The organism is Mesorhizobium denitrificans (assembly GCF_003403035.1).
GTDB classification, from domain to species: domain Bacteria; phylum Pseudomonadota; class Alphaproteobacteria; order Rhizobiales; family Rhizobiaceae; genus Mesorhizobium_G; species Mesorhizobium_G denitrificans.
The window spans coordinates 335,419-360,065 of the sequence record NZ_QURN01000004.1 but is presented as its reverse complement, the minus strand read 5'-3'; the positions used below and the strand labels follow the sequence as shown (position 1 = coordinate 360,065).

21 protein-coding genes are annotated in these 24,647 nt (G+C 56.5%); 10 read left to right on the top strand and 11 right to left on the bottom strand.

What is annotated here, in order from left to right; genetic code table 11:
* The 7 genes from fhmpcd1 to DY251_RS06735 all read right to left on the bottom strand — a co-directional run bounded on the left by fhmpcd1 (position 1) and on the right by DY251_RS06735 (position 6,539).
* Positions 1-930 carry a 5-formyl-3-hydroxy-2-methylpyridine 4-carboxylate 5-dehydrogenase gene (fhmpcd1, locus tag DY251_RS06765; RefSeq protein WP_116623092.1) on the bottom strand — a complete coding sequence of 310 codons (930 nt, stop codon included), beginning with the start codon at positions 928-930 and terminating at the stop codon, positions 1-3.
* Positions 927-2,552, bottom strand: a complete 1,626-nt coding sequence (locus DY251_RS06760) for a GMC family oxidoreductase (RefSeq protein ID WP_116623091.1) — start codon at positions 2,550-2,552, stop codon at positions 927-929. Before DY251_RS06760 ends, fhmpcd1 begins: the two co-directional genes overlap by 4 nt.
* A gap of 39 nt (positions 2,553-2,591) precedes the next feature.
* Entirely contained in the window at positions 2,592-3,314 is a 723-nt protein-coding gene (locus tag DY251_RS06755; RefSeq protein WP_116623090.1) for a class II aldolase/adducin family protein, read from the bottom strand.
* A gap of 69 nt (positions 3,315-3,383) precedes the next feature.
* Positions 3,384-3,842 carry a YbhB/YbcL family Raf kinase inhibitor-like protein gene (locus DY251_RS06750; RefSeq protein ID WP_116623089.1) on the bottom strand — a complete coding sequence of 153 codons (459 nt, stop codon included), beginning with the start codon at positions 3,840-3,842 and terminating at the stop codon, positions 3,384-3,386.
* A 30-nt stretch (positions 3,843-3,872) separates the two neighbouring features.
* On the bottom strand, positions 3,873-4,463 hold the full coding sequence (locus DY251_RS06745) for an amino acid synthesis family protein (protein ID WP_116623088.1): 591 nt from the start codon (positions 4,461-4,463) through the stop codon (positions 3,873-3,875).
* 63 nt (positions 4,464-4,526) lie between these two features.
* Positions 4,527-5,666 (bottom strand): FAD-dependent oxidoreductase, encoded by a 1,140-nt coding sequence (locus DY251_RS06740; protein WP_116623087.1) that lies wholly within the window; start codon positions 5,664-5,666, stop codon positions 4,527-4,529.
* A 42-nt stretch (positions 5,667-5,708) separates the two neighbouring features.
* On the bottom strand, positions 5,709-6,539 hold the full coding sequence (locus DY251_RS06735; protein WP_245415875.1) for an alpha/beta fold hydrolase: 831 nt from the start codon (positions 6,537-6,539) through the stop codon (positions 5,709-5,711).
* A 185-nt stretch (positions 6,540-6,724) separates the two neighbouring features.
* Here DY251_RS06735 and DY251_RS06730 point away from each other — a divergent pair, with 185 nt between their 5' ends.
* The 9 genes from DY251_RS06730 to yghX all read left to right on the top strand — a co-directional run bounded on the left by DY251_RS06730 (position 6,725) and on the right by yghX (position 17,764).
* Complete coding sequence (locus DY251_RS06730; protein ID WP_116623086.1) at positions 6,725-7,396, top strand: GntR family transcriptional regulator; 672 nt, start codon at positions 6,725-6,727, stop codon at positions 7,394-7,396.
* Positions 7,397-7,522: 126 nt separating this feature from the next.
* Positions 7,523-9,082: a GMC family oxidoreductase gene (locus DY251_RS06725; RefSeq protein WP_116623149.1), complete on the top strand. Its 1,560-nt coding sequence runs from the start codon at positions 7,523-7,525 to the stop codon at positions 9,080-9,082.
* A gap of 183 nt (positions 9,083-9,265) precedes the next feature.
* Positions 9,266-10,270, top strand: coding sequence for an iron ABC transporter substrate-binding protein (locus tag DY251_RS06720; protein WP_116623085.1), 1,005 nt, complete (start codon positions 9,266-9,268; stop codon positions 10,268-10,270).
* Positions 10,271-10,426: 156 nt separating this feature from the next.
* Complete coding sequence (locus DY251_RS06715) at positions 10,427-11,926, top strand: ABC transporter permease (protein WP_245415887.1); 1,500 nt, start codon at positions 10,427-10,429, stop codon at positions 11,924-11,926.
* A complete protein-coding gene (locus DY251_RS06710; RefSeq protein ID WP_116623083.1) occupies positions 11,923-13,008 on the top strand; it encodes an ABC transporter ATP-binding protein in 1,086 nt (361 codons plus the stop codon). Before DY251_RS06715 ends, DY251_RS06710 begins: the two co-directional genes overlap by 4 nt.
* A gap of 137 nt (positions 13,009-13,145) precedes the next feature.
* Positions 13,146-14,540, top strand: coding sequence for a mannose-1-phosphate guanylyltransferase/mannose-6-phosphate isomerase (locus DY251_RS06705; protein ID WP_158553227.1), 1,395 nt, complete (start codon positions 13,146-13,148; stop codon positions 14,538-14,540).
* Positions 14,541-14,545: 5 nt separating this feature from the next.
* Positions 14,546-15,304: a LamB/YcsF family protein gene (locus tag DY251_RS06700; RefSeq protein ID WP_116623081.1), complete on the top strand. Its 759-nt coding sequence runs from the start codon at positions 14,546-14,548 to the stop codon at positions 15,302-15,304.
* Positions 15,305-15,309: 5 nt separating this feature from the next.
* Entirely contained in the window at positions 15,310-16,872 is a 1,563-nt protein-coding gene (locus DY251_RS06695; protein ID WP_116623080.1) for a 5-oxoprolinase subunit B/C family protein, read from the top strand.
* A 64-nt stretch (positions 16,873-16,936) separates the two neighbouring features.
* Positions 16,937-17,764, top strand: a complete 828-nt coding sequence (gene yghX, locus DY251_RS06690) for a YghX family hydrolase (RefSeq protein ID WP_116623079.1) — start codon at positions 16,937-16,939, stop codon at positions 17,762-17,764.
* Between the two features lie 71 nt (positions 17,765-17,835).
* On the opposite strand, the gene DY251_RS06685 is transcribed toward yghX, so the two are convergent.
* A complete protein-coding gene (locus tag DY251_RS06685) occupies positions 17,836-18,264 on the bottom strand; it encodes a hypothetical protein (protein ID WP_137113404.1) in 429 nt (142 codons plus the stop codon).
* Positions 18,265-18,564: 300 nt separating this feature from the next.
* Here DY251_RS06685 and DY251_RS06680 point away from each other — a divergent pair, with 300 nt between their 5' ends.
* A complete protein-coding gene (locus DY251_RS06680) occupies positions 18,565-18,861 on the top strand; it encodes an ArsR/SmtB family transcription factor (RefSeq protein WP_245415886.1) in 297 nt (98 codons plus the stop codon).
* Positions 18,862-18,864: 3 nt separating this feature from the next.
* On the opposite strand, the gene DY251_RS06675 is transcribed toward DY251_RS06680, so the two are convergent.
* The 3 genes from DY251_RS06675 to DY251_RS06665 are packed head-to-tail and all read right to left on the bottom strand — an operon-like array spanning position 18,865 to position 24,637.
* On the bottom strand, positions 18,865-19,773 hold the full coding sequence (locus tag DY251_RS06675) for a phosphotransferase family protein (RefSeq protein WP_116623076.1): 909 nt from the start codon (positions 19,771-19,773) through the stop codon (positions 18,865-18,867).
* Positions 19,770-22,187 carry a GcvT family protein gene (locus tag DY251_RS06670; RefSeq protein WP_116623075.1) on the bottom strand — a complete coding sequence of 806 codons (2,418 nt, stop codon included), beginning with the start codon at positions 22,185-22,187 and terminating at the stop codon, positions 19,770-19,772. Before DY251_RS06670 ends, DY251_RS06675 begins: the two co-directional genes overlap by 4 nt.
* Positions 22,184-24,637, bottom strand: coding sequence for a GcvT family protein (locus tag DY251_RS06665; RefSeq protein ID WP_116623074.1), 2,454 nt, complete (start codon positions 24,635-24,637; stop codon positions 22,184-22,186). Before DY251_RS06665 ends, DY251_RS06670 begins: the two co-directional genes overlap by 4 nt.
* Positions 24,638-24,647: the final 10 nt, after the last annotated feature.

Genomic DNA, 24,647 nt, shown 5'->3' with positions numbered 1-24,647 from the left:
CTAATCCCGCCCTTCAAGGATGCGCCGCACGGCAACGAGCTTGCGCGCCCGTTCGCCTTGCAGCGCCTTGGTCTGCTCGGGTGTGTAGGAGAACATGCCTTCACCCGACTTGATGCCGAACTTGGATGCGTTCGTTTTTTCCAGGACCATCGGCGCGACATCGTCGCGGTTGGAGAGGTCCGCATTGAGAAAAGACGAGACGGACTTGTAAATATCGAGGCCCGCCATATCGAGCAGCGCCATCGGTCCAATGACGGCAATCTTGTACCCGATCCCCCACGACACGCATGTATCGAGATCTTCAGGGTCGATAACACCACGCTCGACAAGGTCGACCGCCTCGCGCAGCAATGCATAAAGAACACGGTTTTCAACGAAGCCCGGAACATCCTTTTTCACCACAACCGGCAGCAAGCCGATCGAGAGGATCAATTCGCGGATCGTTGCCACTGTTTGGGGCGCGGTCTTCTCGCCTGCGATCACTTCAATCATCGGGACGATATGCGGCGGGTTCGACCAATGCATACCCACCATCCGCTCGGGATGGGAAATATGCGCCTGCAACTTGGTGATCGGTATGCCCGAGGTATCGGACGCAACGATCGTATCCGGCGCAATCATTCCGTCGATCGTGCGATAGACTTCAGCCTTGATTGAGATGTTCTCAGGAACGTTCTCAATAATCAGATCGGCTCCGGAGATTGCATCTGCAATATCATCAGTAAAGCGAACAGCCTCAGCCCCGGCTGGTGCCACAGTGCCTAGATTGTCGAGCACCAACTCGGCTGCGCTCAGCATGGTGTGAGCGCGCTCGATCGCCGCCGGAACAACGTCGTACGCAGTGACAATCATGCCGCCCCTTGCAAGGCGTGCCGCCATGCCCGGGCCCATCGTGCCCATACCAATGATGGCTATGCGCTTGATCGTCATGCCGCCGTGCTCCCTTTTGACGTTGCGATAAGGTCGGCGGCTTTCTCGGCGATCATGATCACGGCAGCATTGATATTGCCGCAGACGAGATCAGGCATGACAGATGCGTCGACTACTCTCAGGCCGCTGACCCCACGAACTCGCAACACCGGGTCGACAACCGAAGCGTCATCGGCTCCCATGCGGCACGTGCCTACCGGGTGATGGACCGTGATCGAGGTGCGACGGATATGCTCGTCGATCTCATCGTTTGCCTGGCATTTGGGCCCAGGGAAAAATTCCGCCTCGATGAAGGGCTGCATTTGCGGCTGGGCCGCAAGATTTCTTGCAACCCGGAAGCCGGCGCGAAGAGACTCCCAATCCTTGGGCGAGGCCAGGAAATTCTGGTGAATAAGCGGCGCGGCCAACGGATCCGCCGAGGCCAGTTTCACTGCGCCACGGCTCTCCGGTTGTGTCGCCACGATGCGAGTTGCGAACCCGTCGGGAAACGGTGCCTTGAACGGCTCGAAATACGGCCATGCGGCGAGGGGAGCTGCAGTGAACAGCAGTTGCACATCTGGCAACGGTCTATCGGGCCCGCTCTTCAGGAAGGCAACGACCCCGCCCGGAACATCGCCGGAAAAACCCTTGCCGGTGAGATAGGTTTTGGCGAAGTCCAGGCCGATGCGGTCCGCTCGCATCATTCGCAGGAACGGACCCGGCGTCTTGCGCTTGTACATGAGAATGACGGAGACATGGTCTTGCAGATTCTTGCCAACCGAAGGCAGCGTGACCTTCGTCTCGATCCCATGCGCTGCAAGTTCGTCATGAGCCCCTATTCCCGAAAGCATCATGAGTTGCGGCGTATTGATGACACCGCCCGCAAGAAGCACTTCCCTATTGGCGCTGATGGTCTGGGTGCTATCGCGATGGTTGATCTCGACGCCGGTTGCGCGCGTTCCATCCAGCACGATTCTCGTTGCGGTCGCTTGTGTCAGTACGGTGAGATTGGGACGCTTCAAGGCGGGCCGCAAATAAGCGGATGCCGTCGAACTGCGCCGACCATTTGAAATGGTCATCTGTAGGCGACCGAAGCCTTCTTGGTGTTCGGCATTATAGTCGTCCGTCTGCGCGTAGCCTGCCTGCTCACTTGCTTGCGCGAAAGCATCGATCAGCGCGTCTTTGTATCGGCAGAACTGGGTGCTGAGGGGGCCTGAACCGCCCCGATAGTGGCTTGCGCCGCCTTCCCAATGCTCCTGCTTGCGGAAGTATGGCAAAACCTTCTCGTAGGACCAATCGCTGAGCCCACTGGCGGCCCATCGGTCATAGTCGCCGCGATTTCCACGCACATAGGCCATGGCGTTGGTCGAGGATGATCCGCCGATGACCTTGCCGCGCGCGCACTCGACCTTGCGACCACCAACATTGTCTTCAGGTTCGCAGAAGTACATCCAGTCATGACGCCGCTCGGTCAGGATTTTTCCCCATCCGAGCGGGATATGGATCATGGGATCCTTGTCCCAGCCACCTGCCTCCAGCAACAGCACCGAACATTTCGGATCGGCGCTCAGCCGGTTGGCCAGCACGCATCCGGCCGATCCGGCCCCAACGATGACGTAGTCGTAGCTTTGTGCGTGCGTCATTGTAAGGTTCGCTGCTTTCGTTATCGTCGCGTCAAACGCTTAGGCCATGCCTGCCCACTTCAGGCGCTGGGACCAGTGATCCCATCCGCGGTCAATCTGGGCGCCAACCAGCTTCCCTGCCATTTCGATTTCGCCCGGTGTCAGATATTTGATCTTGCCGACTTGCAGGCTCGCCGTTTGCACGGATGCATTCAGCTCGAGATAGATCGCCCGGTACACCACCTCGCGGATGGAATTGCCGACATTGACGACACCATGACGCGCCATGAGAACAACTGGGTAGTTCCCGAGGGTTTGGGCGATGTCTGCGCACACACCTTCTGCGTTGCCGAAAAGATCTGTGCTGTCGCCGTGCTTGTCGCGTATTTCATAGACAGGAACAGCGTCGCCCAGAAAAGCTCCCATATGGATGACCGGACGAAGCGGCTGGTCAACGCAGCAATAAGGCAGAACGGCGGGAGAGTGGCTGTGGAGAACACACTGAACATCGGGACGCGCTTTGTAGATTTCGCTATGAATGAAGCGCTCCAGATATGAGGGGCGATTATCCGTCGTCTCACCGTCGAGATTGTAGCGCTGGATGTCACCTGTCGTTATCAGGCTTGGCGCCATCTTCTTGGCCAGATAGAAGCTACCGGGATCTTCAGGATCACGGGCGCTGATATGGCCGAAAGTGTCCAGCACTCCCTCATTTATAAGGATCTTCGTACCTAGAACGAGTTCCTCGAAGATCCTGTCTTTCGCTGCCTTTTTATCCGTCACTTTAAATTCTCCCGGTACTTAACATCGGCAATCGGATTTGATTTTTATCGATCACCGACGTCGTAGAACTCACTTGTTTTCGTAAATGCCGACGATCCGATTTTGTTCGATGATGTTCCCGGCATACTTCTGGAGGAACTCTTCTCTGGTAGGCGTTCCTTCGACATTGGTGTCCAATGCATAAACCCAGAAGTAATAGTGATGTTCGCCATGGCCGGCGGGCGGCTGGGGGCCGTAATATTGCTTGTCGCCAACACCGTTTGGCCCTACGCGAAACTTTTCCTGAGCATTCGATAGATCGGTGGTAGCCGGATCAATGCCGTAGACCGTCCAATGGGTGAAGCCGTTGGCCAACGGCGCATCCGGATCATGACAAATGACCGCCAGTTCCTTTGTGCCTGCCGGTACACCGCTGACGGTCAGCTTCGGCAGCACATTGCCCTTGTCGCCAGCATGTTCGTCGCGCAGTTTCCCCAGCGGCTTGAAATCCGAGGAAGTGATCTTCAGATCCTTGATATTAAGGGGCATTAGGACTGTCCTTTCATGAGTACCATCGACCTAGACGGTTGCCTTGAGGTCATTCACGGATTTGCCTCCGACGCGCTCATGCACGCGAGAACCCGACGCTACAGCAACGCAGATCAGAAGCTCATCCGGGCGCGGACCGTCCGGCACGGAAAATGTAACTGCGTCGTAATGAGAGCGAATGTAGAGCTCGTCCTTATGAGCGAGCGGAATATCGATGGCGGTACCGGCAGCGGCTACCTTACTCACCGACGATATCCAGGCCTTACCGCCGCCAACCTGTTCGCGAAGCGGATTGCCGAACGCGGTGGTAATGCAGGCAACCACATGCTCCTGCTCTCCAGCCGTGCCGGCAATGCCGCCTTTGCCGTAGCTCGCAACTGGCCGGTTCCCCAGCAAAGCTGCGGCCCGCTCTCCGAGCGCATGACCAATGGCCGCACTGGGCTTTATTAACTTCGACAGATCGCCGTCGAACTTGCCGGCATAGGGGTTGCGTATAATAACGCCCGCCGCGACCTTGATCAGACTACCACCAGCGTCCCCGCCGTCGTGCCGGATCTCGTGGACTGCGGAATACCAACCTCGAACTTCGTAGTGTTTTTCAACTTCTGCCGAATAGTCCATTCTCATCCCCTGAGAAGCGCGCACCTTGCGCGCAAGTTCATTTATTTGCTGGTTTGCCCGGCGCTACTGCGGCCATGAAAAGACACCGCGCAGCGGATCGTAACGGGCGGCTTCAAGCGCTGCCGGAGTAAACATGTTTCCTTTCGATAACGAGCGGTTCGCGGCGTATTCGCCTGACAGCGCCTGACAACGATCGGTGATCGGTCGAATGCGCTTCTCCCAGGCGATGAGCGAATCTTCGACCGTAGAACCGGCTTCAAGGTCCTGCGACAGGCTGAATGCATTGACCATTGCGCAACCTGCACCCTGCGCGAGCGCCGGGCACATTGCATTGGCAGCATCTCCCACGAGGGCGACCTTGCCGCGCGTCCAGCTATCCAGCTTGGTCGTCGCGTATTTATCGTAGCGCGCGGTTTCAAGCTTGGCGGCCTCGACGAGGCAGGGCTCCAGGAACGGGAACATCTCAACCCAGACCTCGAGGTCGATCGGCACGCGCGACCCGCGCGGATCGGCAGCGGGCGCCATCAATCCCAGATAGAGTTCGTTCTCGTTGCAGGGCGAATAAAGTATGCGCTGCACGCGCGGCCAGAAGTTCCACATGTCGATGGTGTTGTCCCATTCGCCATGCCCGAGTTCCTTTTTCTTGCGCGGGACGATCAACCGGATGATGCCGTCTGTCGAAACCCAGCGGTCCTGGACGAACCCGATCGAATCGCGGACCTTGGAGCCAACGCCATCGGCGCCGACGATCAGGTCGGCCTCGAGGACTTCACCCGTCTGAAGGGTCAGGAGGCCGTTCGGGTCGGCCGCTACAGCCTCCGAGTTGACGCGCAACTCCACGCCGAGCGCCTTGGCACGGTTGACCAGCGCATCATGCAGATGACTGCGCGTCATAATGCGCCATGGAAGACCGTTGAAGGTTTCCTTGGATACCGACTTGTTGTGCATCCAGGTTTCGTAGGCAGGTGGTGTGTGCGACCCTTCAAGGACAGCGTCCAAAGCGCCCAACCCTTCGAGCACGCGCAAACCATTGTGCCAAAGATATATGCCGGCACCGAATGCACGAAGTTCCGGGCTCTTTTCATGAAGCCTGACATCCCACCCCTTCTGCCTCAGGGCGATAGCTGCCGTCAGGCCCGCAAAGCCGCCGCCAGCCACTTCCGCGCGCCGCGTCTTGTTCGAAGTTTTGTTCACATTGGACATTGTCTAAATCCTGCTGCGTACAATGAGACGGCGTACCTGCCGTCAGGCGTCGATAAAATTCGTGATGGCTCGCAACGTGATCTCCGGGGAAACCTCGTTGACGTAATGATCTGCACCGGGAACAACGACCACCGGCAAATCCGGCCGCAACCGACTTGTCTTTGCCAAAGCCGCCTCTGAAACGAGCTTGCTTACCTCGCCGCGGACAATGAGGACGGGTCGCCTGACCTCCGTGTAGACAGGGACCAGGTCCGCGCGCAGTCCAATGGCAGTCTGTGCCATTGCAGAGGGCGACGCGAGGGGCCGCAATCCATCATCGGTCTGCTGATAGCCGCTTTCGGCACGCACCTTGATGGCGTCGGCAGGTATGTTCGGATAGCGATTGGAGAGATATTCCTCGACAGCCAGGATATCTTGGAATGGGCGACTGCCTGCATTCACACGAGCTTCCAGAGCATCGAAGACTTCATTCTCGATATAGGGCGTGAAATCGATCGCGATGACGGATCGCACGAGGTCGGGAAATTTCACGGCAACCGTAGCGGAGTTTCTTGCGCCGAGAGAATGCCCCACCAGAATGGCGCGTCCCATGCCAAGCGTTTTAATCAGCGCTGCAATGTCGTCAGCGTAATCACTTGCATCGTAGCCAGTATCCGGTTTGTCGCTAAGGCCATGCCCGCGCTGGTCAATCGCTATCGTCGTGAACCGGTCGGAAAAGCCAGCCATCAGGGGCGGAAAAACTGCCGAATTGGCAGTGATGCCGTGGCAGAACAGCATCAAAGGACCGGTGCCACCTTCGCGAACGTTGAGCACAATTCGGCCCGTGTCTATGCGGCGCAATCTGAACTGCCCGGAAGGTCTGTCTCCTGCCACTCTCTCGATCCTCCCCACCACTGCAACCCTTACTTGAAGGGATCACACAACCCGGGGCTCGTCAACAAGATTGTCTGACATTCTTGCAATCTTTATAATTGACGATCTTACTTTTCATGCTGTCATATTCGACGGCATCGCTTATGATGTAATAGTTTCCGTCCACACCCAATGAGATGAAACCTATGCCGCCTGAACTGAATTTGCGGATTTCCCCGCGCACAGTGCAACAGGAGACTGTAGGCAAGTTGCGGCTGGCCATTTTCTCCGGAATGTTTCAACCTGGAAGCCGCCTTGTCGAGAGTCAGCTATGCGCGCAACTGGGCATTAGCCGACCTTCGCTTCGAGAGGCGCTACGCAGCCTTGAGGCGGAGCGTCTTATCGAAATCGTGCCTAATCGCGGCCCGTCTATTCCTGCGCTCACGTGGGAAGAAGCAACCGCCATATACGAAGTTCGCGAGCTTATGGAAGTCGAGGCGGCGGGACGGTGCGCACTGAGAATTTCCGCGGAACAGTTGGCGGAACTCGAGAAATCTCTGTCCGCTTTTGAAGATGCGGCATCAAGCAATGACAGCGCGGCTCAGGTTATGACTGCTGCCGACTTCTACTCGATCATTCTCGCGAATTGCGGAAATCCGGTCTTGGAGGAAGTACACCGCGGCTTGGTGGCAAGAATCAGCTTCTTTCGAGGGCGATCCATGTCTTTGGAGGGCAGAGCGCAAAGCAGCTTGTCCGAAATGCGGGAGATATTCGAGGCAATTGCCGCAGGCGACGAGAAGGCCGCTCGCAAAGCTTCGAAACGGCACGTCTTGAAGGCAAAAGCTGCGGCGAAGATTTCCATGGACAGCGCCAGCTAGGGCCATCTGAAGAAGCGCGTCCTCACATTACATTTTGGGTCATGCATATGCCGAACCCGGATTTGAGCAAGGGGCTTTCGCCATCTCAGGCTCAGGTCATCCTCGAAGTCCGCAAGGGAAGTGATGATGCCAACGAAGAACGTTCAGCACGGATTGAACTCTGATTTCGTCATCGTTGGCGGAGGGTCTGCCGGATCGCTGCTTGCCGCGCGGCTGAGTGCCAATCCGGATATTCGAGTTCTGTTAATCGAAGCAGGCGGAGAACCAACAGACCCGGACATTTGGAACCCCGCCGCGTGGCCAATGCTTCAGGGACGAAGCTACGACTGGGATTATCGCACTGAGCCACAAAGTGGCACTGCGCATAGGGTTCATCATTGGGCGCGCGGGCGAGTGATCGGTGGTTCGAGTTGCTTGCACGCAATGGGCTACATGCGGGGGCACCCCTGCGATTTCCAGCCTTGGGTTGCCGCGACTGGCGATAGCCGCTGGGGTTGGGATGAACTTAGCCATGTTTTTCAGGCTATCGAAGATCACCCGCTTGGAGGAAACGGCATTTACGGCAAGAACGGACCGCTGCCGATCTATCTGCCAAATGAGGAAGTAAGCCCTCTTGCGCGTGACTTCATCGAAGCAGGCGCTTCATTGGGGCTGCCTCGATTGGAGGGGCACAATAGCGGAGATATGATCGGCGTTACGCCAAATTCTTTGAATATCCGCGACGGAAAGCGCGTCACCGTTGCAGATGCCTGGCTTACCGATATCGTTCGGGTCCGCAAAAACCTGACCATTCTCACGGGAACCCGTGTGGTGCGGCTAAGCTTGAACGATAATAGGGTCCGCAGTCTTGAGGTCGCAGGGCCACAAGGTTCGGCAGAAATTTTTGCTGATCGTGTAATACTTTCCGCAGGCGCGCTTGAAAGTCCGGCCCTGCTGATGCGCTCCGGTATTGGCCCGCAAGGTGTGCTCGCTGCCGCGGGTGTGAGCTGTTTAATCGACATGCCGGCGATTGGTCAGAACCTGCAGGATCATCTGCTAGGCGCAGGCAATCTGTATGCCGCACGAAAGCCGGTGCCAGCCTCACGCCTCCAACACTCTGAATCAATGAGTTATATGAAAGCTGGCGATTTTACAGCTATCGGACAACCCGAAATAGTCGTTGGCTGCGGTGTCGCGCCTATCGTCTCCGAGCGGTTTCAGGCACCTGCCGCTGGCACCGCATACTCGCTGCTGTTCGGAGTAACCCATCCGACGAGCCGTGGCAGCGTGGCAATTAGCGGACCGCAACTCGACGATCGATTGATCATCGATCCGGCATATTTGAAAAGCAGCAGGGACCGTGAACTGTTTCGCGAAGCCCTCGCGGCAGCCCGAGCGATTGGACATCGCAAAGAACTGGCAGATTGGCGGGAGCGCGAATTGCTCCCCGGCCCTTTAAGCACCGCGGCAGAGATCGACAATTTTATAGCGGAGGCGGTGATTACGCATCACCATCCTTGTGGCACCTGTAGAATGGGCAACGATGCGGACGCAGTTGTCGATGCAGATCTCCAGCTGAAAACGCTCAACAATCTCTTTGTCGTTGACGCTTCGATCATGCCGACCCTCACTTCAGGACCGATTCATGCGGCAGTGCTGGCAATTGCTGAAATGTTCGCCCGTACGACAGCAAACAGGATGCAATGATCATGTCAGGAAAGACGTCTGATGGGTGCCTGCACGATCGTTGAGCAATCCAGAGATTCTCCGCATCCTTCCCAACGCGCTGTTTTTATTCGTTTGAGGTATGAAATCAGGTATTTAAGTTGACTTGCAGGATCATGTATTGCTAGGTCTCCGCCTCGTTTTGAAATGGCTTGGAGCCCTCCCATGAGACTTTTAACTACAGCCTGCGCGGGCGCGCTTGCGCTCGCCGTGATGTGCACGGTTGCCTCCGCTCAAGATGCAGAAGGTATCGTCGTTTATAACGCTCAGCATGAAAGTCTCACAAAAGAATGGATCAACGGCTTCACCAAGGAGACCGGTATTAAGGTCACTTTGCGGCAAGGCGGCGACACAGAGTTCGGCAATCAGATCATTGCCGAAGGTGCTTATTCTCCGGCAGACGTGTTCCTGACGGAAAACTCGCCGGCGATGGCACTCGTGGACAGCTTCGGTCTGTTTGCGCCGCTGGACGCGGACACGCTGAGCCAGGTTCCGGAACAGTACCGACCTGCAAATGGCCATTGGATTGGGATCGCGGCGCGTAGCACGGTCTTCGTGTACAACAAATCCAAACTCAGCGCTGATACATTGCCGAAATCGATGCTCGATCTGGCTGATGCAAGCTGGAAGGGTCGCTGGGCTGCATCACCGACTGGAGCAGACTTTCAGGCAATAGTCGGCGCGCTGCTTGAACTAAAAGGCGAGCAGGTCACAGCCGACTGGCTAAAGGCGATGAAAGAGAATTTCAGAGCTTATCGAGGAAACGGAACCGTGATGAAGGCGGTCAATGCCGGCGAGATCGACGGCGGCATCATCTATCATTATTACTACTTCGGCGATCGCTCCAAGACAGGCGAGAACAGCGCCAATGTCGACCTGCATTACTTCAAGAATCAGGATCCCGGTGCTTTCGTCAGTATTTCGGGCGGTGGCGTGCTGGCGTCCAGCAAGCACCAGAAGGAAGCACAGGCGCTGATCAAGTGGATCACCGGCCACGCCGGACAGGAGATTCTCAAGACCGGAACATCGTTCGAATATGCCGTCGGCAACGGTGCAGACTCCAATCCGGCACTGGTTCCACTCAAGGATTTGCAGTCGCCCAAGGTCGATCCTACGAACCTGAACAGCACCAAGGTTACGGATCTTATGACAAAAGCCGGCTTGCTTTGAACATCTTCCAGAGCTAATTCGAGGTGCTCCCGCGAGGCGCAATTGCTCGTGGGAGCCGCTTTCCGAATGACACAGACTATAGCACAAGAACGAGATCTGGTTACCGCAGAGGATTTCCTTAAGATTCCTCGTGGTCACGGTTGGGTGTCGCGATGGATGACTATTGCGGCGTTCGCAATTACCTTCCTCACAATCCTGCCCCTTCCGTTCATCGCCTGGATCGGCTGGCAAACGGGATGGGAAACATCGATTTCCCTGATTTTTCGGCCGCGCGTAGGCGAACTACTTGTCAACACCGTCATGCTGCTGGTTCTGGCGGTGCCGCTTTGCACCGTGCTTGCACTTGCGCTCGCTTGGCTAACGGAATTTAGCGACCTACCATTTCGGCGCGTTTGGGCTTGGCTTTGCGTCGCGCCGCTCGCTGTGCCGGCATTTGTGCAGAGCTACGCTTGGATCAGCCTGTTCCCCGGCTTGAACGGCCTTTGGGCTGGCGTCATCATTTCCGTCATTGCCTATTTTCCATTCCTCTATTTGCCGATTGCCGCCACGCTAAGGCGGCTCGATCCAGCGCTTGAAGATGCCGCAGCTTCGCTTGGGCTGACGCCGTGGCGCATTTTCTTTCGTGTGATTCTGCCGCAATTGCGATTGGCACTGTGTGGAGGGGCCTTGTTGGTCGGGCTGCACCTTTTGGCAGAATACGGCCTCTATGTTTTCATACGCTTCGATACGTTTACCACCGCTATCGTCGACCAATACCAATCGAGCTTTAACGGACCCGCAGCAACGATGTTGGCTGGGGTGCTTGTTGTTTGTTGCCTCGTGCTTCTTAGTATCGAGGCGGGCGTACGAGGCAACGCGCGATATTCGCGAGTGGGTTCTGGTGCGGCCAGGCAAATTGAGCCTGTGCGGCTCGGCAAACTGACGCCTCTCTGCCTCGCATTGTTGATAGCAACAGCGCTGTTTTCCCTTGGTATCCCGCTGCTGACAATTGGCCGATGGCTGATGGCTGGCGGCGCTGATATATGGCGCTTCGATGAGATTGGCTATGCGTTTTACCAGACCTTGGTTCTTGCCATTTTGGGCGGTTTGCTAACGACGCTGGCCGCGATTCCGATGGCGTGGCTTTCAATTCGCGCCCCCGGCGGCGCGCAACGGGCGCTCGAGGGCTTGAACTATCTCGGAGGGGCACTGCCGGGCGTTGTGATCGCGCTCGCCGTAGTTACGATCACGGTGCGCACAGCACATATGTTCTATCAGACCATGGCAACAATCCTTCTGGCTTATACGCTGATGTTTCTGCCCCGCGCGCTGGTCAGCCTGCGCGCTTCGATTGCGCAGGCACCGGTCGAGCTGGAACACGCCGCAGCAAGTCTGGGCAGGCGGCCCGCAAACGCGCTCTGGGCAACGACAATTCGGCTCGCCGCCCCCGGAGCTGCGGCTGGTATGGCACTGGCTTCGCTCGGTATCATGAATGAATTGACGGCCACACAGATGCTGGCACCAAACGGAACGCGCACCTTGGCGATGGGATTTTGGGCCCTAAGCGGCGAATTGGACTACGCGGCAGCGGCACCCTATGCGCTCGTCATGATCTTGATCTCCTTGCCGCTGATTTGGCTACTGCATGATCAATCGCAACGGATGGCCGGACGATGAGCTTTCTCGAACTGCGTTCAGTTGAGCGACGCTATGGAAGAGTCGCTGCGCTTGGTGGCATTGATCTTGACGTCAAAACCGGAAGTCGGACGGCAATCGTAGGTCCATCTGGATGCGGTAAAACCACGCTTTTGCGATTGGTCGCGGGCTTTGATGTCCCTGATGCGGGAACTATCCTGATGGATGGCAAGGTGATCGCCAACGCAAGCGGAACCGTGCCAGCGCACCGCCGGGAGATCGGCGTTGTCGCACAAGATGGCGCTTTGTTTCCGCATTTGACGATCGCCGAGAACATCGGATTCGGAATTGATCGCAATGCGCCCGGCCGCGAAAAGATGATCTCGGACCTTGCATACACCGTAGGCTTGGATGGACACATACTCCTTCGGCGTCCGCATCAGCTTTCGGGCGGCCAGCAACAGCGCGTTGCGCTGGCGCGGGCGATGGCAAGAAAGCCGAAGATGATGCTGCTCGACGAACCCTTTTCAGCGCTCGACACAGGTCTGCGCGCCTCGATGCGCAAAGCGGTAGCCGAGGTGTTGGAAAACGCGGGGATCACTACCATTCTCGTGACGCACGATCAGGCGGAAGCGCTGTCATTTGCCGATCAGGTTGCGGTTATGCGCGAGGGTCGTTTCGCTCAAGTGGGGACGCCACGCGAACTCTACCTCAAGCCGAAAAACCGTATGGTTGCAGAATCGCTTGGAGACGCAATCGTCCTTAGCGCGACTATAGCAGATGGCTGGGCTGAATGTTCACTCGGTCGGCTATCGGTAGATACCACCGAGCGGCGTGATATTGCCCGTATCCTGTTGCGACCGGAACAAATTTCATTGCGATCAGCCTCAAGCACTGACGTTGCCGCCGCCAAGCCAGGCGCGATTTTCGCCGAAGTTTCAGATGCTGAATTTGCGGGTGCGATATCTACCGTTGCGGTGAAGCTGCTGAACAACCCAGATTCGCCGGAGCTTGCGGCGATAGGCAACACCCCGCTCATATTGAAAAAGCCGAGCGTTGAATCGCCAGCTGTTGGTGAGATCGTGCAGGTTGCGGTGTCTGGAAAGGCACATATTCTGGAATAGCAGCCTCGCAGCTATTCCGGGAATCGAATGAAGGCGCAGCCAACGCGCGTGCATACGCTTAAGCTGTTTATATATTCATATATTCTTATATTATTTCTTGACCTCAACACCGGCTTCAGTGTGCTGCGCAGATGGGATTGCGCATTACACCAGTCATACTCGCAGCAGGCGTGGGCACTCGGCTCTGGCCGTTATCTCAAGTCACGATGCCCAAGCAATTTCTGCCGTTGTTGTCAGATGGCCGCTCGACATTTCAGGCGGCAATAGGTGCGGTATCCGGCGAAATGTTCGGTACGCCGATTGTCATGACACAAGAAGCCTATCGGTGGATTGCCACTGAGCAGGCCCGTGCAATTGGCAGAGCGGTGGAATTCGTACTGGAGCCGCCAAAATGCGGCACGGCGCTAGCGGTGAGCGTTGCTGCGCATCAGGCCAAAGCAAAGCGAAACGGCGGGCTGTGCCTGGTCCTTGCGTCTGACCACAATTTGCAGGGTCAGACGCTATTTGAAGATGATTGCCGAAACGCGGTAAAATTGGCTGCGAGGTCCCATATAGCGATATTCGGGATCGAGCCCGATCACCCAAGTTCGGACTACGGCTATATCGAACTCGGGCAAGTCCTACACGTCGGCAAAGGGTACAGCGTCAAGCGCTTTGTTGAAAAACCTGACCAACCGCATGCGATGGAGTTGATCAGATCGGGCTGTCTCTGGAACAGCGGCAATATGCTGTTTGATACAGACGCGATGATTGCTGAGCTTGCAAAGAGCGCACCGAATATCGCCGCAGCCGCCCAAAACGCGCTTGCTAACGCAGTGGATGATAATGGTGCGCTGATCCTGCCAGAACGTGCCGCGCAGGGGCTGAACGCCATCTCCATCGACTATGCGTTGTTAGAGAGAACCTCTCGCGCAGCCGTTGTGCGCGCTTCGTTTGGATGGAGCGATATGGGCACATGGCAGTCTGTATTTGATCTAGGCGCCAAAGACCCGGCTGGAAATGTGACCGCCGGACAGGCCCACCTGATCGACACGCGCGATAGTCTCGTATTTTCCGATGGTAGACGCACCGCAGTTATCGGATTGAATGATGTGGCGGTCGTGGCCACACCACAGGCGATTCTGGTTGCGGATGTCAAACAATCGTCGAAGATAAAGGACTTGCTTCCGCAGTTGAGCGAGACAGATGCATACGCCCGCACTTACCGCCCTTGGGGATGGTTCGAGCGGTTGGGTGGCGGACCGAATTTTCAGGTAAAGCAGCTAGTGGTGAAGCGCGGCGCAGCGCTATCGCTGCAATTGCACCATCATCGGGACGAACACTGGACCGTTGTGCAAGGCGTGGGCGAGATAACGGTCGGCAGTGATACAGGCATATTCGAAGCTGGATCAAATGTGTACATTGCGCGGGAAAGCATCCATAGATTGCGCAATATGGGTGACGCTGAATTGATAGTGATCGAAGTGCAGACAGGATCTTATCTTGGCGAAGACGATATTGTTCGCTTCGAGGATCTCTACGACCGAGTTTAGAGCCAATGCCGACAATCGACCTGAACAGCGACCTTGGCGAGAGCTTTGCTGCTTGGAAGATGGGCGATGATCAAGCGATGCTCGACATCGTCAGCAGTGCCAATGTCGCATGCGGCTTCCATGCAGGTGACCCTGTCGGTATCCTGAAGACCTTGCGAACGGCTGCCGAGCGCGGCGTCGCAGTGGGCGCGCATGTTGGATATCGCGATCTTGCTGGATTTGGCCGCCGCAACATGGACCCCTCCAGCGAAGAACTAGTGGGCGATGTCATTTATCAGATCGGCGCGCTGCAAGGACTCGCAACCGCTGCCGGCACAAAAGTGACGTACGTGAAGCCGCACGGCGCGCTCTACAACACAATCGCATTCGACAAGCGTCAGGCAAGCGATGTGATCACGGCAATAATGAGCATCGATTCCGATCTCGTGCTGATGGCGCTTGCAGGTTCGCCACTCGTCGAGCAAGCGCGCGGTGCCGGGGTGAAGGTCGTTGCGGAGGCTTTTGCAGACCGTGCCTATACGTCGGACGGTCAACTCCTTTCCCGGCGAGAGGCGGGAGCACTGTTGACGGACACGGCGCAAATCACGGAACGGATGATCTGCATGGTTGAAGATGGCTTTTTGCCATCGATTGATGGCGGAAAGGCTCAGATCGATGCTCAGAGCATTTGCGTGCATGGAGACAATCCCCATGCGGTAGACGTAGCGCGACAGCTGCGAGCGGGGCTTGAACGTGCAGGCCTGACAATTCGATCATTTGTCTAGAGACTATGCGCTTTCTACCTGTCCGCGCTGGATCGACACTTATCGAACTGGACAGCCTTAACGAAGCGCTCGCTTTGGCTGCAGCGCTATCGGTCAATCCGATCGAAGGGATTCTAGAAATTGTCCCCGCAGCACGTACAGTGCTTGTCGTGTTCGATCCGGAACAAATATCAGAAGAAAAAATCGCCGCCCAAATTGCTGGTCTGAACCTTTCAATTGCGGCGGCGCCGTCCGGGCCACTGGTTGAAATACCAGTGCGATATGATGGTGAAGACCTTGCGGATGTCGCTTCGATGGTCGGCATATCCGAGGCCGAGGTGGTGCGGCGTCACACAGATTCGCAATACACCGTGGCCTTTACAGGCTTTGCGCCGGGTTTTGCATATTTGGTGGGTGGCGATCCGTCCCTGAATGTTCCGCGCCGAAAAACGCCAAGAGTACAAATAAAGGCTGGCGACGTGGCATTGGCAGGCGAATTCAGTGGAATCTACCCGAAAGACAGCCCCGGTGGATGGCAATTAATCGGCTCGACGCCACTCGTAATGTTCGATCCGGAGCGTGAGCCAGCCGCGCTGCTGGAACCGGGATTCCGCGTTCAGTTTCGCGACGTCACAAACGAACAGTTTGAAGTTCAGCCTCTGGAGTACAAAAAACGCGCGCGGCAATCACGGTCAGCCGCAGTAAGCATCGAAATTACCTACAGCATGTTTCCTGTGCTGATTCAGGATGAGGGCAGGCCCGGCAAGTCCAGCCAAGGTGTCAGCGAGTCAGGTGCAGCAGATAAAGCCAGCTACAGGATCGCCAATCGATTGGTGGGTAACGAACCGGGCGTTGCGGCTCTGGAGATTACGCTCGGGCAAGTTCAATTAAAAGCCGCCGGGAAAATGTTTCTCGCGCTGTCGGGAGCGCCTGCCTCGATGACCGTCCGAAAACCCGATGGCAGAACAAAAGTTGCGGGGCGCTTTGAGGTACTGGCACTTGACAGTGGCGACATACTTACCATTGGCGTGCCGCCTCGCGGTTTAAGGTCTTATCTGGCGGTGCGGGGCGGTTTCGATGTGCCCCGTTTTCTGGGCAGTTCGTCGCGGGATTTGCTCGCAAAGATCGGGCCGTCTGCGCTGGTTGCAGGGTCGATTGTCGATGTTCTCGAAGCACCAAAGAGCGCGATTGTCTCGACCGGCGAAATGGAACCTTTCCCGATGCCATCCGTCGGCGAAACAATTGCAATCGACATTACTCTTGGGCCGCGAGACGATTGGTTCACCGATGACTCTGTGGCGCGATTTCTTGCGCAACCTTGGGAGGTGTCACCGCAGTCCAGCAGGATCGGCCTACGGTTGACGGGTTCCGCGCTGGGGCGGGTCGATCAGCGTGAATTGCCGAGCGAAGCGACAGTTCATGGTGCGATTCAGGTTCCGCCAAATGGCTTGCCGGTGCTGTTTCTGAACGATCATCCTGTAACCGGCGGATACCCGGTTATCGCCAATGTCGCTCGACACCATCTGGACCTTGCCGGACAGCTACCGCCGGGCGTGCATTTGCGTTTCAATCGCCAAAGCCTCCCATAGATGTGAACCCAAACGCGGTGTGGGTGTTCTAATATCTGGCAACTCAAATGAGGAGGAGTGCGACATGACGCGCCTGACCGCGAAGGATTTTCCGCAGGAATTGCTGGAACTCTACGACTATTACGCGCATGGCAAGATTTCCAAACGCGAGTTTTTAGATCGCGCGGGCAAATACGCAGTGGGCGGCATGACCGCTGCGGCTATTTTGGCCTCCATGAGCCCGGATTATGCGCTCGCCAATCAGGTCGAGTTTACCGACCCAGACATCGTTCCAGAATACATCACCTACCCCTCGCCCAACGGTCATGGCGATGTGCGTGGATATATGGTGCGCCCTGCGAAAGCGGAGGGTAAGGTCGCGGCAGTTGTTGTTGTTCACGAAAATCGCGGACTGAACCCGTATATTGAGGACGTTGCACGGCGCGTGGCGAAAGCCGGGTTCATAGCGCTCGCGCCTGACGGCTTGACCTCAGTCGGCGGCTATCCCGGCAATGATGAAAAGGGCCGAGAATTGCAGCAGACGGTCGATCCAGAGAAATTGATGAATGACTTCTTCGCGGCGGTCGAGTTTCTCATGAAAGACGAACGCACAACGGGCAATGTCGGCATTACAGGTTTCTGTTATGGCGGCGGCGTCGCCAATGCTGCTGCGGTCGCCTATCCCGAACTCAAGGCCGCGGTGCCGTTCTATGGCCGCCAACCTAAATCGGAGGATGTACCGCGCATTCAGGCTCCGCTGCTCCTGCACTATGCAGAGTTGGACACCCGCATCAATGAAGGCTGGCCAGCATATGAAGAGACGTTGAAAGCAGCAGGCAAGACCTATGAGGCTTATATTTATCCCGGCGTGAATCACGGTTTCCATAACGACACCACGCCGCGTTACGATTAGGCCGCAGCCAAGCTCGCGTGGGACCGCACCATCGCCTGGTTCAACAAATATTTGGCTTGAAATTGACTGCTTTACATTTGGGAGGCGGCTTCGCGCGCAATCGCGACCGTCGCTTCCAGCCCGATGCCATTGCTGACAATTGTGACGTTGTCCTCACCTTTGATGAGATATACTGCAAAATATTGGGTCGGATTGTCAGCCAGATCGAGCGCCCAGGCATCGTCGGCAAGTTCTGGCACCGCAACAAATTCACCAGCCTCATATTTGCGCTTTTCGCCTTCGATCATTTGATCGAAATAGCTGCGTTCCGCGCCTTTGGGTATGCCATGCGACGATCCGGGGAAGAGCATCACGCTTACAGCGGCATCTTCGTTGCTCCCGACCCATGAACAGACGCTGGCCTCATCTTCAGAGCCTCGAGATTCCTTAAGAGCAGCCGGAGTGCCCGTATATGTTTCGATTTGATGCTGCGTAACCAGCTTACAAGCTGGAGATTCCAAAGGGGTGCCTCGGTCAGCAGCCTGGCTTCCGACTGAAAGCAGCGTCATGAAAGCTGTATGCAGCAATATTTTCCGCATAAAGGGCAGGTGCGGTGTTTTTCGCACAATTGCAAGATGTATTAATTGCTCCAGCCTACAACCAGCCTGTGTGCTTCGATTTCAGCCTTCGCTGCACCAAAAGACTCGTACAACTGACAAAGTTGGAACCAAATATAGTGTGTTTAATTATCTAATGACGGCGAACTCTAATTGAGTGGGGAAACAGTGCGGGCAAAGGCAAATACAGCTAATCAATCACCTATAAACGCGAAACGCTTCCACAAGCGCTCAAATGAAATAGCGCAATTAATGAAAGCGTTCGGGCATCCGGCACGCCTGATGCTCGCGGTTACACTGTTCCAGAAAGAACACTCCGTTGGCGAGCTTGAGGCTAAGCTTGATCTGCACCAACCGTCTCTCTCGCAGCAATTGGGCGTTTTGCGTCTGGCTGGGATCGTAGAGACCCGTCGGGAATCCAAGCAGATTTTCTATCGCTTGACGAACGACAAGGCTGCGATGTTGATCGAGGCCTTGGACGGTATTTACGCCAAGAAATGAAGGCTACGCGCCAGCTTCAACTGCTTTGAGATGGCGCGCAAAATCCGGCGTTTCCATTAGAGCCTTGCACCGGCCGAAACGTCCATCGGCATAAGCGCGAAAATCATCGACCGGATTATTATTGGCTAGCTGGATGAGGCCCCAAAGCGTCCAGAGCAGATCGCACATGGCCTTATAGATTACGACACGCCCGCGCTCAGAAGGACGCGGCTCGCCCTCGAAATAAGCGTTCAGCATTTCATCTTCCTGCGCCTGATCGAAGCCACCTTCGACGGATAAATCGCCGAGGTCCCACATCGGATCGTTCATCCCGGAATACTCCCAGTCAACGATCCACATGCGTTCTCCCGTGTCGATAAAGTTTTCACACAAAGGGTCGCAATGGCAGGCGACAATTTCAGATGGATGCGCGCTGAGTGCCGACCTAACGCTATCTGCTTCGCGAACGATTTCATGATAGCCCGGCGGCAGGACGACGTCTTTTGTCGACAGGATTCTCAAATAGCCATCGATCATGGAGAACAGTTCAAAGCGGAACGGGAACGTCGCACCTGATCGATGCAATCTCCTGAATGCCTGGGCAGCGCGGGCAGGCGAACCGTTTACCGACTTGAAGCCTGCCGGGGTCATCGTGATCGCGCGGTCGATGAAGCGCGTGACCATTATCCCGGTATTCAGATCGAAATATTCCAGCGCCGGGGAAACGCCCGCTTTTGCGGCCTCGCGCGCGGCGAAGCCCTCGTTGGCGCGATCTATATATTCCTCGGTTCCCCGCCCAGGTATGCGCAGACAATAGTCGCCTACGCGAAAGACCAAATTGGTGAGCCCGCCGAGACGCTGCGGTTCGCCCGCGCCAACGAGCATGGGGATAGAACGGATCGCTTCCCGAGCAAGCACGAGGTCTTCACTCATGCCTTGAGCCTTTCCATCTTGGGGTCATACAGCACACGCGGACCACGCGTCGCTTTGTACGCTTTACCGAACGCCTCGATTTCAAATGATTTTTCGTCCGCAAGCGAAGCCGGCAAGTAACCGAACGCAATTGTCTTGCCGAGCGTATAGCCGTAACCAGTAGAGGCAGTGGAACCAACCACTTCTCCGCCAGAAAGGATAGCTTCGCCGCCATGCAGGGGCGCAAAGCCATCAATGGTGAAGGAGCACAACTTGCGCGTTACGCCATCTTTCTTGATCGTGCGAAGGGCCTCGCGCCCGGTGAAGTCGCCCTTATCCAGCGCCACGGCGAAACCGAGCCCTGCATCGTATGGATTGTAGTCCGGCGTGATATCACCGGACCAATAGAGATAACCTTTTTCGAGCCGGCACGCTTCGATGGCACGATAGCCAGCGTCGGCGATGCCAAACGGTTGGCCAGCTTCCTTCAACGTGTCATAGACATGCGGCGCAAATTCCTGCGCGATGTAAAGCTCCCAACCCAGTTCTCCGACGTAGCCCACTCGCACCGCCAGGGCGGTCGCATCGCCAACCTCAATTTTGCGGGCAGTGAGAAACGGAAACGCTTCATTCGAAAGGTCGTCGTCGCTCACCGATTGCAAAATCTCGCGCGATTTCGGGCCACAGATGTTGATTACTGCATATTGGTCGGTGACGTCTCGGACGTTCACTCCGTCTGGCAATTGCCGCTCGACCCAATTGCGGTCGCGAACACCAAAGCCTGAGCCTGTGACAAGCCACAGCAGATCATCGGACAGGTGCAGGATCGTGACGTCTGCTTCGATACCGCCATTATTGTTGCACAGCTGGGTATAGATCGCGTGGCCCGGTTTGGTGCCGAGATCATTCGCGGCGATGTGCTGCATAGCTGAAAGCGCACCCTTCCCAGAAATCTCGAACTTGGAGAATGATGTTTGATCGATCAGCACCGCGCGCTCGCGGATCGCTTTTACCTCTGCACCAACCGCATCGAACCAGCCGGGCTTGCCTTCAAAGCTGCCGAGTTCGATCGCTTCGCTGCCGGGCAGCGAGAACCAGTTTGGTCGCTCCCATCCGAATTTCGAGCCGAACACTGCGCCGTTTTTCCGCAATTGCTCATGCAAAGGCGAACGCCTCAGTCCGCGACCAGCGTGGGCTTCCTCCGACGGCCAATGAATCTTGTAATAGGAGCCATATGCCTCAATTGCGCGCTGTTCGAGATAGCGGCCTTGCGAATGCAACGGACCGAAGCGCCGCGTATCGAACGCCCACAGATCCATACCTGCATCGCCGTGCAAAATCATGTTCGATAGCGCAAGCCCACCGCCGCCCGAAGCAGCAATGCCCGCAGTGAAGCCACAACCCGTGTAGTAATTATCCAGTTCGGGCACCAGACCGATTATTGGCTCGCCATCGTATGAAACGGGGATGGGCCCGTTGATGACGGTCTGAATGCCAATTTCGTTCAGCACTGGAAGCCGCTCTGCGGCTGGCAAGGCGAAAAGCTCCAGGCGATCCATGTTGGGCTCGAACAGTTCGCGCCCGAAATCGAGCGGTGGCTTGCCGCGCCAGCAACCTTTCGAGCCATCTTCCCAACCGCCGATGGCAAAGCTGCCAGTATCCGGCTTCAGGTAGAAATTGTTGTCCGGGTCACGAAGTGTGGTGAGGTTGGGATCGAGTTTCAGCTTTTTCTCGGTGAGGAAATATTGGTGCTCGACAATGCCCGCTGCGAGCGAAACACCTGCCATCTCTCCGACACGCTTGGCCCAGAGGCCCGCGCAATTGACCAGGATTTCGCAGCTTATGTTGCCAGTGTTGGTCACGACGCCAAGCGCCCTGCGACCTTCGACTACAATCTCCTCGACACACACACCTTCTTCGATCTTCGCACCATATTGGCGCGCGCCCTTGGCATACGCCATGGTCAGCGAATAGGGGTCAATGTAACCATCGCCCGGGATAAAGGCCGCGCCCTCGATTCCATCTTCGACGATGAAAGGGAAAAGCCCTTTCGCCTCACTGGCGGAAAGCGCGTGACACTCCACGCCGAAACTTTTCGCCTGCCCCATCGAGCGGCGAATTTCGCTCCAGCGGTCACGGCTTCCGGCAAGACGCAGCGACCCAACTTTTCTCCACGAAATCGCCTGCCCGGTTTCCTCTTCGAGCCGGTCAAACACGGCGACGGAATTCTGCATCAGGCGCGTCAAATTCCGCTTGGAACGAAGCTGTCCGACCAAGCCTGCCGCATGCCATGTACAGCCGTGCGTGAGCTGCGATTTCTCGACAAGCAGCACATCTTTCGCGCCGTCACGAGCGAGGTGATATGCGAGCGACGTGCCTATCGCACCACCACCTATTATAAGAATATGAACGTGCCGGTCTGCGTGGAAAGTCACGATTTCACCCTTGAAGCTGTGGGGTCGTAAAGCGGTTCCAGATGGATTTGCGCCGGTACATTGCGCATGGCGACGACCAGTTCGTATTTTCCGTCGGAGAGCCAATCATCGGCCACGCCTTCGCCGTTTCGCACATAGCCAAGGCCGATGCTCTTGCCTACAGTGTAGCCGTAGCCTCCGCTGGTCAGGTAGCCGACCGGCTGGCCATCGCGCAGGATGGTTTCGCGTCCGAGGAGAACAACCTCGGGATCTTCGACCGTGAAGCTCGCAAGTCGCTTGGTAAGCGCCTTACCGTTAGCGTTTTCCAAAGACCGGCGGCCAAGAAAATCAACATTCTTGCGAAGTTTAACCGCCCATCCCAAACCCGCCTCAAACGGATTGTCGTTGGCTGTGATGTCCGAACTCCATGCGCGATAACCCTTTTCGAGCCGGAGAGACTCGAGAGCGCGATAGCCTGTGAGCTTGATGCCAAACTGCTCGCCAGCCTGCATGAGCGCATCGAAAGCCGCACCTGTCGCTTCGATTGGGATATGCAATTCCCAGCCCAACTCTCCGACATAGGTGACGCGAAGCGCACGCACTTTTGCACCCGCGATTTCGATCTCGCGTACATGCCCGAACGGAAACGCCGCATTGGAAACATCCGCATCCGTGACCGCAGATAGTACGTCACGCGCCTTCGGTCCCATCAGCGAAAGTGTACCAAACTGTTCGGTGACATCCGTCAACTTGGCATCGAGCCCAGGTTCGATGTGATCAGCTATCCATGCAAGGTCATGTGTGCGGAAGCCGGTTCCCGTGACGATATAGAAATGGTCGTCAGCAAGGCGAGCGACGGTCAGATCCGCCTCTATGCCACCGCGAGTGTTGAGCAGTTGCGTATAGGTGAGGCGGCCGGCAGGCTTGGACACATCATTCGCACAAATCCAGTCCAGTGCCTTTTGCGCATCCGCGCCCTTCAACTCATATTTGGCGAATGAGGATTGGTCGAACATGCCCACAGCCTCGCGGACATGGCGGTGTTCGTCACCCACCGCGTCGAACCAGTTCTGACGTCCCATGGAATAGATGTCTTCCGCCGCTTCGCCATTGCGCGCAAACCAATTTGGCCGCTCCCAACCAAGCTTGGAGCCAAAAACCGCTTGCCTCGCCTTCAATCGCTCATAGAGCGGCGAGACAATGGCCGGGCGTCCCGACAGATATTCTTCGTGGGGGAATCCGATTGTGTAGTGCTTGCCATATGCCTCGAGCGTGCGATCTTTCACCCACTGCCGGTCGCGATGCAAACCAGAGAAGCGGCGAATATCGACTACCCACAGATCGAGCGGCGCTTCGCCATCGATGGCCCATTGCGCCAACACCCAGCCTGCGCCGCCACCGGACGCGATGCCAAAGGCATTGAAACCAGCGCCGACAAACATGTTTGCGCATTCCGGCGCGCTGCCGAGAATGAAATTACCATCCGGCGTGAAGCTCTCCGGCCCGTTGATCATCTGCTTGACGCCGACGCGTTCGAGCGCAGGCACGCGGGCAATCGCCTGTGTCATATGCTGCTCGAAATGATCGTAGTCGTCGTCGAACAGTCGAAATTCCCAATCATTCGGAACGTCGCCGCCGGACAGGCCCGTTTCCCAAGGCTGAGGGTTCGGCTCGTAACCGCCCATCACGAGCCCGCCGACCTCTTCCTTGAAATAGGTGCGCCGGTCGGGGTCGCGAATAGTCGGCGCATCGGTCGATAGCCCGTCGATTTTTTCGGTGATGATGTATTGATGCTTTACCGGCTGAAGCGGCACGTTGATGCCTGCCATCGCGCCAACCTGTCGCGCCCATTGTCCGGCGCAATTCACGACAATCTCACAAGCAATATCGCCTTGATCAGTTTTCACCTTCGTGATGCGTTTGCCATCCATTTCAAAGCCGGTGACACGCACGTCTTCAAAAATCTTTGCGCCATGCATGCGTGCGCCCCTGGCAAGCGATTGCGCAATGTCTGAAGGGCTCGCTTGTCCATCGGTCGGCAGCCACGATGCGCCGACGAGATCGGACGCATCCATGAGTGGCCACATCTTTTTGACCTCTTCAGGCGAAATTAGATGCATGTCCATGCCGAAGCTCTTGGCGGTGGTCGCGAGGCGCTTGAACTCTGTCCATCGGTCTTCGTTCGTGGCAAGCCGCAGACAACCCGTCATCTTCCAACCGGTGGCCAAGCCAGTTTCCTCGTCCAGCCGCTTGTAGAGATCGACCGAATATTTGAGCACGCGCGTGATTGAGGCGGACGAGCGCAATTGGCCGACCAGACCGGCGGCGTGCCATGTGGAGCCGGAGGTAAGCTTGCCTTGCTCCAGCAACACAACTTCGGCCTTATGATCGCGCGCAAGATGATAGGCAGTCGAACAACCGATTATTCCGCCGCCGATGACAACGACGCGAGCGTGTGATGGCAAATTCATTGGGACGTCT